The following is an 11,472-nucleotide window of genomic DNA, read 5'->3' on the forward strand; positions in this document are numbered from 1 at the left end:
ATCCTGGAGACCCCCACCCCCTAGCTCGCGGCGTCAGCGGCCGGCCCGCGCGCGGGGCGAGACGCACGGCCAGGTGCTCGACGTGCAGCGCCTTGACCCCGTCGACGGTGAGCAGGACGTCGGCGACGAGCGTCGGATGCGGGTGGGTCAGGAGCTGCGAGACGAACACCTCGTACGTCAGGCGGTCGGCCGCCGGGGTCACCTGGCCTCGGCAGCGCACGGCGAACCGCTGGTTCGGCACCGCTTCGAAGCGCCAGTGCTCCCGGCCGATGGTGAAGCCCGCGGCGGCCAGATAGAAGCTCATCGCCTGGAGGCAGCCGTCGAGCGTCAGATTGCCCGGCATGACCGGGTCGTTGTGGAAGTGGGCGGCGAAGTACCAGTCCTCCGGGCGGACGGGGGTCTCGGCCCGGAGGTAGCCGCGCGCCCACGGGCCCGCCGAGGGCGCGAACTCCGTGATCTCGCCGAGCAGCAGCATGTCGCCGGAGGGCAGGCGGGGCGAACCGGCCGACGGCCAGTCGGGGCCGAAGCAGTGCGCGGCCCTGCCGTCCGCGAACGCCCGTACCCTGCTGGCTGCGAAGGTGCGGGAGCGGGCGGTCACCACGACGGGAGCCGCTCGCCCCGGGGGCGCGGCGCCCCTGCTCGGGGCCCAGCGCACGCCGGGGGCGTCCGTGAGTGACCGGTGCGAGAAGTAACCGGCCTGGGCGTTGCGGACGGTCAGCCGCAGAGCGTCGGCGACCCGGCAGTCCGCCTCGAAGAAGACGATCAGCGACCCGCCCTGCCGGGCGTGGTCGACGACGCGGACGTCCGCGATCCAGGTCTCACCGGCCGCGGGGGCTCCGGCACCGTGGAAGGTCGCCTCGTAGCCGAGGAGCCGGAAGACCCGCTGCGCGGCGTTGTCCAGATCCGCGCCCAGCCAGCTGAGGAGCACGAGGAGGGACTGGGTGCTCTCGACGGTCAGACCGGTGTGCATGCGGCCCGTGTGGTCCAGGAAGCTGCGGTCGGGCCGCACGAAGGTCCGGGTCCTGATCACACCCGGGCCCATCGTGGCCGGTGTGCCCTCCAGGTGGGTGACCTCGTCGATGAGGAGCAGCGGCGGCTTGGGCAGCCGGGTCTGGCGCTGCCGGTCGTCCTGGACCGAGTAGCGGGGGCCGAACACCCCGGAGACCGGGGCGTGGGAGAGCCGTTCGAGTTGTTCCCTGTCGAAGGTCCGGGCGGGGGTGATCATGAGGGCCTCAGCACGAGTTCGAGATCGCGGATCAGGGCGAGCGGCCCTTGGTCATCGGTGAGCGTCAGATGGCACTGGGCGTGGGCGGTCCGTGCGGGCACGGCGCGGCGCACATCACCTGGGTGAGGTCTCGTTCGCCATGGCGTAGTCGGACTGGCCGGGGTTGCCGTAGGCCGCGGCTCCTCCGACGAATCCGGTGGCACCCGTCACCAGGTGGTGCTCGGCCATGCGTCCTCCTCGACGGCAGAGGTCTCCGACGGGTTCCCGTCGGGCCTCGGATGGTTCTCCGGCGATCACGAGGTGCGGAGAGTTCGATGGATGAGAGCCGCGGAGAGCCGATCCGAAGGGCCCCCGGGAGCGGTGCTTCCCCGGAAGCGGAATCCGCTCGTGCTCCGCCGCTCCGCCGCTCCGCCCGGGCCCGGCAGATGGCCCGAGCGGTAATCCCATACCTTCCCGACGACCACGCGCTTACCACGGCGCACTTTTCGAAGTTGACGTGTGAACCAACTACGAAGTGCGCGGCGGCGCACTGAGAACCGGATCCTCCGCTGCCCCGAGCGGCGTCCGCCCACGACGTGCGGATGCGGCGGGCCGCACCGGGCGCGCACGCCGGTACCGGAAACGGGGTGCGCTCCTCCCCAAGGGCCCGCCACGGATAATGTCCGGGTGTCCAGTTCTGTGGCCCCGTCCGTGGTCTCGGCCGCGAGGGTCTTCATCTCCGTGCGCACGGTCGAATCCCATGTGGGCTCGCTGCTGGGCAAGTTGGAGATGCCCGACCGGCGGGCCCTGTCCGGGCACGCGGCCGCGGGCAGCCGGGCGGGGCGGCCGCGTCCGGCCCCCGGGCGGGCGGAGACGAGTCGGAGGCGGTGGCCCTGTTCAGAGCCTGTGTCATATCCCCGGCTGTCTCGCGTCGGGGCAGTTCGCTGTGATCAGAGCCTCTCCCGCCGTGCGGTGGGCCCGCCTCCGTGCCGAGTACGGAAAACACCACGGAGAGCACACGGAGAGCACCACGGACCATGTGTCACGCGCGCAGTGTTGTTGCCGATGGAGGCCGGGCTCACCGACAGCCTCGCCATGATGCTGATCGTTGACCCACCTGAGCACCGGCACACTCGCCACCGTGATCGCGGGGACCCTGGTGGCCGCCGTCCTGGCCGGTGCCCTGGTGAGCGCGAAGACGCTGCGCGGCCGGGGTTCCCAGCCGGGCAGCATGTCAGTCGTCGGCGGCGACGGCGAGGGTGACCGTCGAGGTCCGGCGGTCGATGAGGACGAGTTCGTGGTAGTCGGTGTGGAGGGGGCCGTAGTCGTGCTGGGCCTCCTCAGGGAGGTGGCCCAGCACATAGCAGGCGGTCGCCTGGCGCAGCGGGGTGTACAGCTCCTGGCCGAGGCGTGCGAGGAGCGATTCCGGGACGTCGCCGTGCTGGGCGGCCCAGGCGCGGACGAGTTCGGTGGCCGCGTCGGCGCCGATGCTCTCGTAGGTGTCGGGGGTGATGCGCTCCAGCCACCACTGGCCGTGGCGCGGCCAGTCCTGGACACCGCCGCCGTCGTAGGTGTCCCGGAACTGCGGGTGTGCGATCAGCGCGGCCAGCACGTCCCGGTCGCTCCCCGTCCCGGACGCGAGCCTGAAGCGCTTGACGTTGACCCAGCGGTAGCCGTGGGAGCCCGCACCGAAGTCGTGGTCCCTGAAATTGATGAAGGGGCTGTCCAGATGCACGAGGGTGGTGGCGGTCTCCATGGAGGTCATCGTAGAGCGCGGCCGGAGGCGGGTGATGTGCGGCCTGACCAGCAGCGGTCAGGCAGCGGGGTGTCCGGTTGCCCGCCTTCGGCCAGCTCAGCCCTCCCCGCCGGTCACGCCTTGCGGTGGCTCTCCTTGACGACCTTGTCCGTCACGTCGACGGTGTCCGACGCGGCCGGGGCGTCGACGTCCACCGCTGTCCCGAAGTCGCTGAAGTCCATGACGACCTTCGCCTTGACCTCGGCCGAGCCGGACGCCTCGCCCTTCGCCCGGGTCCGCACGCCCATCTCGACCTGCTGACGGCGCGTCACCCCCTTGCCGTCGATCCACAGATCCATCGGCACGGTGTCCCCGAGTTGCTCATGCAGCCTCTTCTTCTGCTCCGCGTCGCCCTTGGCCAGTTTGTCGATGTCGACGGCCACCCGGTAGTGCGTGGTCCGCACACCGCCCACCCGTTCCTCGCCGACCTTCTTCACGTCCTGCCCGGAGAGTGACTTGGAGTAGGCGAAGGAGTCGGCGGGGTCACTGACCTGGGTGCCCGCCGAAGCACCCGACGTCCGCAGTCGTTCGAGGTCGATCTTCATCCAGGACTTGCCGTCCGGCAGACCGCCCTCACCCTTCGGGGGCTTCTGGTACAGGGTCCGGTCGACCACGCGCTGTTCGAGCCGCTGCCCCGCTTGGCCCAGCGTCATACGGCTCTCGCCGCCCCGGAAGTCCAGCACCCCCTTGCCGGTGACGGTCTCGCTCTTGCCCTTCGCACTGGCCGTGGTCGTTATCCTGACCCGCGCCGAGCCGGCTTCCGACGTCTTGACGTTGGTCGCCCGTACCACTTGCCCGGGTGACTGCTGACGGTTCTCGTCGTGCGGCCGGGCGGCGTCCTTGCCGCCGTCGCCGCCGTCCAACCCGCACCCCGTCAGCACCGTGGCCGCCAGCAGCCCGGCCACGGCGCAGACCGGCACACGCGACACCCGTAACGCCTTGCTCGGCATCCAGAACACCCTTCCCTGTCGTCAGGACCGTTTCGCAGGTAGGCGTTCGGTTGCCCTGCCGCGCACGTCACATGCGCGTGGATGATCCGTCTACGTCGGATGAGGTAGACGGCCCCTCAGGCGAGGAAGGCGCGCATCGCCTCTGCGACCGTGTCGAGGTGGCTTTCGAGGAGGAAGTGCCCGCCACCTGGGACCAGTTGGACGCGGGCGTCCTTCAGGTCCTTCGTGAAGGCCCGCGCCCCCTCGGGGCCGAAGATCTCGTCCTCAGCGCCCCAGATGGCCAGGAGCGGCACCTGGGAGGTGCGGAAGTACGCGTGCAGCCGGGGGTAGAGGGGCGGGTTGGTGGCGTAGTCGCGGAAGAGGGCGAGTTGGATGCGGTCGAGGCCCGGACGTGAGATCTCCCGGTGATCGGTGGTCCAGGTGTCCGGGTCGACCCGTTCCGGTTCGGCGACACCGTGCAGGTACTGCCATCGGATGGCCTCCTCGGTCAGGGCCTCGCGCACGGCGGCCTCCGTCGACGGGGTGGGCGTTTCCGCGTAGGCCCAGACGGGGGCCCAGAAGCCGGGCACGAACCCTTCGTCGTACGCATTGCCGTTCTGCGTGACGATCGCGGTGACGGCGTGCGGCTGCCGCAGCGCGAGACGCCAGCCGATGGGAGCGCCGTAGTCCTGTACGTAGAGCGCGTACCGCTCGACGCCGAGCTGGGCGAGGAGCTCCTCGGTCACGTCGGTGAGCGCGTCGAAGCTGTAGGTGAACTCGTCCGCCGACGGGGTGGCGGAGCGGCCGAACCCCAGGTGGTCGGGGGCGATGACGTGGAACCGGTCGGCCAGTGCGGGGATCAGGTGCCGGAACATGCGTGAGCTGGTCGGGAATCCGTGCAGCAGCACGACGACCGGGGCGTCGGCGGGACCCGCCTCCCGGTAGAAGACCTCGTGCCCGCGTACGGATGCGTAGCGGTGTCGCACCTCAGCCATGGGTAACCCCCTTGGGACTTTTATGTGGTTAGTTCTTACCCGTAGACTCACCCCCAAGGCTGTAACCTGTCAAGTGGCCCAAGCCGGTTATATGTGAAGGAGGTGCGGTGCTCGCCGAGGAAGCACTGCTCGAAGCCCTGAACAGCACGCCCGTCATGGACGGGGTGCCGCACGACCTGTGGGCGGAGGATCCGGCATTGGATCAGTGGGCGGCCCGGCACGGCGGCCGCGGTGGCCCCGCCGAGCGGACATGGCTCAGGACGGCCCGGGACGCGCTCCAGCTCGTGGTGCGCGGCGAGAGCGGGCCGGAGTCCCTGGCGGCGTGTGTCGCGGGTGCGCGCAAGGTGCCCCGGCTGACCGCCGAGGGGCTGGACTGGGTCCTGGAGGTCGAGGCGGAGCGGCGGTCGGCCGTCGAGCTGGTCCTCGCCTGGGCCGCCGTCGAGCGCGAACTGCCCGGCAGGCTGCGGCCGTGCGCCAACAGCGACTGCCGGTTGTTCCTGGTGGACCACAGCCGCGCCAACACCGCGCGATGGTGCTCGATGAAGACGTGCGGCAACCGCCTCAAGGCCCGTCGGCACCATGAGCGGCAGCGCCGGACGGAGGGTGGACCGGGGGCCGCCTGAGAAGGAGGCCGGTGACCAGGGCGAGGGGCGGCCAGTCCAGGCGGCCCTGCCGGGCGACCGCGTAGGCGCGCAGCTCGACGTCCGGACCGGCGAGCGGAAGAAGCCGCACGGCCGGGAGGGTGGCCGTGCCGACGGGGAGCAGACCCACCCCGAGGTTGGCGGTGATCATGCCCTGGACGAGGTCCAGGCTGTCCGCCTGGTGCGTGATGCGCGGGGTGAAGCCCGCCATGGAGGCGAGGGTGCGGATGACGGTCTCGTCCGCCGTGTTGCGGGAGTTGACGATCCAGTCGTGCCCGGCGAACCGGGCGAAGACCTCCAGGGTCGTCGACCCCTCCCGGACGCCGGCCCGCGCCGGAACTCCCAGACCCCAGCGCGCGGTCCACAGGGCGGTGGCGCGCAGCGCGGGGTCCTCGGTCGCGGGTGCCAGGTTGTAGTCGTAGGTCAGGGCCAGGTCCGTGGCGTCCTCGGCCAGGAGCCGCAGCGCTTCGGCGGGCTCGTGTTCGCGGATCAGGACGCGGAGGCGCGGGTGGCTCCCGGCGAGGTCGGTGACGATGGGCAGCACTTGCTCGCGGATGGCGGTGGCGAATCCGGCGACGCGCAGGGTGCCGCTGGGCTCGCCTTCCGGGGCGAGGTCGTGGCGCGCCGCCTCGACGGCGGCGAGGATCGTCACGGCGTGTTCGGCCAGCCGACGGCCCTGCGGGGTGAGCTGGACGAGGCGCCCGCGCGGCTCGATCAGGGCGGTCCCCATGTCACTGGCCAGGGCGGCGATCTGCTGCGAGACGGTCGAGGTCGTCGTGCCGAGGGTGTCGGCCACCGCTCGCATCGAGCCAAGCCGTGACAATTCCACCAGCATCCGCAGCCGTCGCGTCTCCATCCATGCATTGTCCAGGATTCGCGGACGAATTGTTCAACATCAGCACGTGGACGCGAACGGTTCCCTACGCGTCTACTGCGGCCATGAACCTGCCGCACCACCGCACACGGTCCCACCTGCCCGCTTCCGCCACCGGAGCGATGATGGCCGTGACGTCCATGTCCGCCATCCAGCTCGGCCTCGCCCTGTCCGTACCGCTGACGGACCGGCTCGGGGCGCTGGGCACGACAGGGCTGCGCCTGGCGTGGGCGGGTCTGCTCCTGCTGGTCCTGGTCCGGCCCCGGGTGCGGGACTTCACCGGCCGGGGCCTGGGGGCCTGCGCCGTCCTCGGAGCGGTGAGCGCGGGCATGATGCTGTTCTTCATGCTGGCCGTGACCCGGCTGCCGCTGGGTACCGCCAGCGCGCTGGAGTTCCTCGGCCCACTGGCGGTGTCCCTCTGCGGACCCGGCCGGGGGCGCCGGTACTGGACGGCCCTCGCGGCCCTCGGAGTCCTGGCGCTGACCGAGCCGTGGCAGGGCGGCATCGATCCGGTCGGCGCGGGCTTCGCACTGGCCGCCGCGGGGTGCTGGGCGGCCTACATCCTGCTGACCCAGCATGTGGGCGACACCGTGACGGGGCTGGACGGCCTCGCCATCTCGATGCCCGTCGCGGGTGTCATCGGACTGCTGGTGGCCGCCCCTTCGGAACTCGCACGAGTCACCTGGCCGCTGCTGACCGCCATGCTGGGGCTCGCCCTGCTGAGCGCCGTCCTCCCCTTCGTCCTGGAGTTCCTCGCCCTCCGGCGGCTGACCACCTCCGCGTTCGGCACCCTGATGAGCATCGAACCCGCCATCGCACTCCTGGCCGGGCTTCTCGTCCTCGGCCAGATACCGGGCCTCGCCCCCGCGGCCGGTGTCCTGCTCGTCGTCACCGCCGGAATCGGCGCCGTACGCGGCGGCACCCGCCCCGACCCCGGCACCGAGGCGCCCACCACGCCCCGGCCGAAGGCGACCACCAGCGGACAGCACGGATAGCGACCGCTACGGGGCCTTCGGGCTCCCCACCACGATCGCGTCGGCGACGATGCCGAAGAGGTGGTCGGCGCGCGGCGCGAGGGCGGGCTGGTCGCCGAGCCACGCGAGGGCCGCGATCAGCGCGAACAGATCGGTGCCGTSCATGTCGGCCCGCGCCGCACCCGCCTCCTGGGCTCGGGCGAGAAGCCGCGCCCCGGCCGCGCGCAGGGTGACGCACGACGCGTGGAGCGCCGATTCGGTGTCCTCGATGGCGGCGGCCATCAGCACGGTCACCCCTCGGTACTCGGTGGTCCACGCCACGCAGTCGCGTACCCAGGTGGCCAGGGCGTCGCCGGGTGAGCTCGACGTCTCCAGGTCATCCGCCCGCGCCGTGAGCTCGCCGAAGCTCGTGTGGAGCAGGGCTTCGAGGAGCGCCTCGCGCGTCGGGAAGTGCCGGATCAGCGTGGCGAGGCCGACCCCGGCCCGGCGCGCGATGTCGCGCAGGGACACCTCGACGCCCTGCTCGGCGATGGCGGCGCCCGCTACGGCGAGCAGGTGGTCGCGGTTCTTCTTGGCGTCGGCCCGCATCGGTCCCTCTTGACTATCCGGATCAGTGGTCCATATATTCGGATCAGTGGTCCACTTATGTGGAGCACCGATCCACATAACCCTAACCCGGTGCGCGGGAGGAGCAAACGATGCCGACAGAGACGATGAGAGCGGTCCGGCTGCACGAGCACGGCGGCCCCGAGGTGCTGCGCGCCGAGGAGGTGGCGGTCCCCTCGCCGGGTCCGGGAGAGGTGCTGGTGCGCGTGCACGCGGTCGGCGTCAATCCGCCGGACTGGTACCTGCGCGGCGGTCTCACGGAGGTGCCAGGAGACCCGGGGCCGCCGGTCGGCCTGCCGGTGATTCCCGGGACGGACGTGTCCGGCGTCGTCGCGGCCGTCGCCGGGGACGTGGACGGCTTCGCCGTCGGCGACGAGGTCTTCGGTCTGCTGCGCTTCCCCGGCTTCCGGGGCAGCGCCTACGCCGAGTACGTGGCCGCGCCCGCGTCCGACCTGGCGCTGAAGCCCGCGGGCGTCGACCACATCCACGCCGCCGGGGCCCCCATGGCCGGTCTCACGGCGTGGCAGTACCTGATCGAGGTCGGGCACGACCACCCCTCCCCCTTCCAGGAGCACCGGCACCGCCCGGTCCCCCTCGGCGCGGGCACCACGGTGCTCGTCAACGGTGCCGCGGGCGGTGTGGGTCACTTCGCCGTACAGCTCGCGAAGTGGCAGGGCGCACGTGTCGTCGCCGTGGCCTCGGGCGCGCACGAGGCGTTCCTCGACGAGCTGGGCGCCGATCAGTTCATCGACTACACCAAGAGGCGCGCCGATGAGACCGTGCACGACATCGACCTCGTTCTGGACACGGTCGGCGGCCCCGGCAGCGGGCGGCTCCTGCGTACGCTCAAGCGCGGCGGCGCCCACTTCGCCGTCTTCCCGGGGGAGTTCGACGAAGCGGAGACCGCGCGCCTCGGCGTGACGGTCTCCACCTCCCAGGTCCGCTCGGACGGAGCGCAACTCGCCGAGCTGGGACGCCTGTTGGACGCGGGCACGGTCGGCGTCGCGATCGACAGCACGTTCCCGCTCACGGAGGCCCGAGCGGCACATGAGCGCGCGGCCCTGGGACACATCCGGGGCAAGATCGTGCTGACGGTCGCGCGGGACTGAGCACGACGGAAAAGTGATCGACAGGCGGGCCCGTAAGGCACTGTGATGGACCCGACTGCCCGTCACATCGAACGGGCCCGCCCAGGGAGTCGTACTTGGAACCCGCCGCGTCCACCACACCCTCCGTACCCACCGCACCCGCCGTACCCAGCGCATCCGCGACGGCCGCGGCTCCCGAGGAGCCTCTCCCCGTGATCGGCGAAGCGCTGGCCCGGCGTCTGCTCGCGGCCCAGTTCCCGCAGTGGGCCGAGCTGCCCCTCACCCTGGTCGACCCGGCAGGCTCGGACCACGTCATCTACCGGCTCGGGCAGGAGCTGGCCCTCCGGCTGCCGCGCCACGACGGGGCCATCGGGCAGGCCAGGAAGGAAGCCGAGTGGCTGCCCAGGCTCGCCCCGCGCCTGCCCCTGGCCGTCCCCGTGCCGATGGGCGTGGGTGAACCCGCCTTCGGCTACCCCTGGCCATGGGCGGTCTCCCGCTGGCTGGACGGCCGGGTGGCGACGGCCGAGGCCCTGGAGGACTCGGCCGAGACCGCCGTGCGGCTCGCTGAGTTCCTCACCGCCCTCCAGTCGTTCAGGACCGAGGACTTCCCGGAGGACGCGCGCGGCGGCCTCACCGCCCAGCCGCTCGCCGACCGGGACAGCGCGACGCGGGCCGCCATCGCCGAGGTCGAGGGCACCTTCGACACCACCGCCATGACCGAGCTGTGGGAGGCGGCACTGAACGCCCCGGCATGGGAGGGACCCCCGGTCCTCTTCCACGGCGACTTCCACACCGGCAACCTGCTCACCCGTGACGGCTCCCTCAGCGCGGTCATCGACTTCGGCGAACTCGGCATGGGCGATCCGGCCTGCGACCTGACCATCGCCTTCACCCTGATGTCCGCCCGGAGCCGGGCCGTCTTCCGCGAGGCGCTCGGCGTCGACGACGCCACCTGGACACGGGGCCGCGGCCTGGCCCTCGCCACCGGTCTGAACGCCTACACCCACTACGCCGCCACCCACCCCCGGGTCGCCGCCCAGACGACGCGTCAGATCACGGCGGCTCTCGCCGGGACGCCGTTCAGCCGCCCGGCGCCGACGCCACCGTCATGACCAGGGCCGCGCTGGGGGCGCAGGGCATACGGCCGTCCCGAGCCGCGCGCACGGCATCGGCCAGGGGCACGTGGTGCACCCGCAGGTCCGCCTCGCCGGGTTCGGGGCGGGCCGCTCCGGGCACGAGGTGGTCGGCCCGCCACAGGTGGACCCGCGCCGGAGTCAGGCCGGGCAGGGGGAAGAGGTGGCCGTGGCTCGTCCATGTGCCGTCCCGGTATCCGGTCTCCTCGGCCAGCTCGCGCCGCGCCGCAGCCCGCGCGCTGTCGTCGCCCGGATCGACGGCCCCGCCAGGGAGCTGCCACAACCGGCCCGCGAGATAGTGGTACTGCTCGACGAGCAGCAGGCAGCCGTCGACCACGGCGGCGATCCGCACCTGGTCGGGCATCTCCACCCAGTCGTAGCGGCCCCGCGCTCCGTCGGGTCGCGTCACCTCGTCGCGGCACACCCCGAAGTGCTCACCGGAGACCAGCCGCTCGCCACTGTGGCGTGTCCATGATCCGCGCTTCTCCATGGCGGAACGGTACGGCATCACCCTCCCGGCGCTACTCGCCCTCCCGGCGCTGCTCGCGCGCCCGGGGCACCGTCGGCGGCTCATGGTCGGCGGGCCCCGCCGCCGCGCCGAGCATCGCGGCCGCGTCACGGACTCCGGCGAGCCGCGCGAAGGCGAGGACGTACTCCCGTGCGTGGGCCTGGACGTCGCGCAGCTCCGCACGGCACTCCGCGGCGCGTGGCCACTCCGACTCCGGACGGCCGGGATGTGCCTCCTCGAAGGCCCGCAGCCGGGGGTGCCACCGCGACAGGAACGGACGCAGCTCGGCGTTGAGGAAGTTGACCGCGAGGGCCTCCACCGTGAGGCCCGCCCCCGCACTCACCTGCGTCGAGGGGCGGCTCACCTTCAGCGTCTCCCTGGTGGACGCGAACAGCCCGTACAGCGAGGTCATGGCCTCCCTGAGCAGGCCCTCGTCGTCATTGAGGCGCTGCACCGACACGCGCGTCACCGACTCGACGAAGAGCTGCCAGGCGACCTGCCGCGCTTCGTTGTTGACGACGAAGGTCAGCTCACTGAGCTGCGGAACGGTGATCCGGACCTCGGTCAGCCGCGCCGAACGCCGGTAGACGTCCAGGCCCACGGCGACGAGCGCCCCGGCCAGTCCCCCGGCGATCGCGAAGAGGAAGGTGCCGCCGGTGCGGCTGACGGCGTAGACGCAGACCCCGACGGCCGCGCCGGTGMCCATCGCCAGGGCGATGCTGAAG

11 protein-coding genes and 1 pseudogene are annotated in these 11,472 nt (G+C 72.0%); 4 read left to right on the forward strand and 8 right to left on the reverse strand.

Annotation, left to right across the window (positions count from 1 at the left end):
* From AB8Z36_RS16520 to AB8Z36_RS16535, 4 genes and pseudogenes are all read right to left on the reverse strand, one after another.
* A pseudogene (locus tag AB8Z36_RS16520) lies at positions 1–1,225 on the reverse strand (type I polyketide synthase); the annotation flags it as partial.
* Positions 1,226–2,438: 1,213 nt separating this feature from the next.
* Positions 2,439–2,960 carry a hypothetical protein gene (locus tag AB8Z36_RS16525; RefSeq protein WP_369214068.1) on the reverse strand — a complete coding sequence of 174 codons (522 nt, stop codon included), beginning with the start codon at positions 2,958–2,960 and terminating at the stop codon, positions 2,439–2,441.
* 113 nt (positions 2,961–3,073) lie between these two features.
* On the reverse strand, positions 3,074–3,949 hold the full coding sequence (locus AB8Z36_RS16530) for a hypothetical protein (protein WP_369214069.1): 876 nt from the start codon (positions 3,947–3,949) through the stop codon (positions 3,074–3,076).
* 116 nt (positions 3,950–4,065) lie between these two features.
* Complete coding sequence (locus AB8Z36_RS16535; RefSeq protein ID WP_369214070.1) at positions 4,066–4,923, reverse strand: alpha/beta fold hydrolase; 858 nt, start codon at positions 4,921–4,923, stop codon at positions 4,066–4,068.
* Positions 4,924–5,030: 107 nt separating this feature from the next.
* Between AB8Z36_RS16535 and AB8Z36_RS16540 the strand changes: the two genes are divergently transcribed.
* Positions 5,031–5,546: a CGNR zinc finger domain-containing protein gene (locus AB8Z36_RS16540; RefSeq protein ID WP_369214071.1), complete on the forward strand. Its 516-nt coding sequence runs from the start codon at positions 5,031–5,033 to the stop codon at positions 5,544–5,546.
* Here the strand turns inward: AB8Z36_RS16540 and AB8Z36_RS16545 are convergent.
* On the reverse strand, positions 5,485–6,420 hold the full coding sequence (locus AB8Z36_RS16545; RefSeq protein WP_369214072.1) for a LysR family transcriptional regulator: 936 nt from the start codon (positions 6,418–6,420) through the stop codon (positions 5,485–5,487). The genes AB8Z36_RS16540 and AB8Z36_RS16545 overlap by 62 nt on opposite strands.
* An 83-nt stretch (positions 6,421–6,503) precedes the next feature.
* Between AB8Z36_RS16545 and AB8Z36_RS16550 the strand changes: the two genes are divergently transcribed.
* On the forward strand, positions 6,504–7,433 hold the full coding sequence (locus tag AB8Z36_RS16550) for an EamA family transporter (protein WP_369214073.1): 930 nt from the start codon (positions 6,504–6,506) through the stop codon (positions 7,431–7,433).
* Between the two features lie 6 nt (positions 7,434–7,439).
* Here AB8Z36_RS16550 and AB8Z36_RS16555 read toward each other — a convergent pair whose 3' ends face one another.
* Positions 7,440–8,000: a TetR/AcrR family transcriptional regulator gene (locus AB8Z36_RS16555; RefSeq protein WP_369214074.1), complete on the reverse strand. Its 561-nt coding sequence runs from the start codon at positions 7,998–8,000 to the stop codon at positions 7,440–7,442.
* 110 nt (positions 8,001–8,110) lie between these two features.
* Between AB8Z36_RS16555 and AB8Z36_RS16560 the strand changes: the two genes are divergently transcribed.
* Positions 8,111–9,127: an NADP-dependent oxidoreductase gene (locus AB8Z36_RS16560; RefSeq protein ID WP_369214075.1), complete on the forward strand. Its 1,017-nt coding sequence runs from the start codon at positions 8,111–8,113 to the stop codon at positions 9,125–9,127.
* A gap of 191 nt (positions 9,128–9,318) precedes the next feature.
* Entirely contained in the window at positions 9,319–10,218 is a 900-nt protein-coding gene (locus tag AB8Z36_RS16565) for an aminoglycoside phosphotransferase family protein (RefSeq protein ID WP_369214076.1), read from the forward strand.
* Here AB8Z36_RS16565 and AB8Z36_RS16570 read toward each other — a convergent pair.
* The gene (locus AB8Z36_RS16570) at positions 10,187–10,729 is read right to left on the reverse strand and encodes an NUDIX domain-containing protein (protein WP_369214077.1); all 543 of its coding nucleotides are present in this window, start codon (positions 10,727–10,729) and stop codon (positions 10,187–10,189) included. The two genes, AB8Z36_RS16565 and AB8Z36_RS16570, sit on opposite strands and share 32 nt — an antisense overlap.
* A gap of 31 nt (positions 10,730–10,760) precedes the next feature.
* Positions 10,761–11,472: hypothetical protein (locus AB8Z36_RS16575; RefSeq protein WP_440581930.1), on the reverse strand; the 712-nt coding region annotated here is incomplete at its 5' end.

Source organism: Streptomyces flavofungini, assembly GCF_041028215.1.
GTDB classification, from domain to species: Bacteria; Actinomycetota; Actinomycetes; order Streptomycetales; family Streptomycetaceae; genus Streptomyces; species Streptomyces flavofungini_B.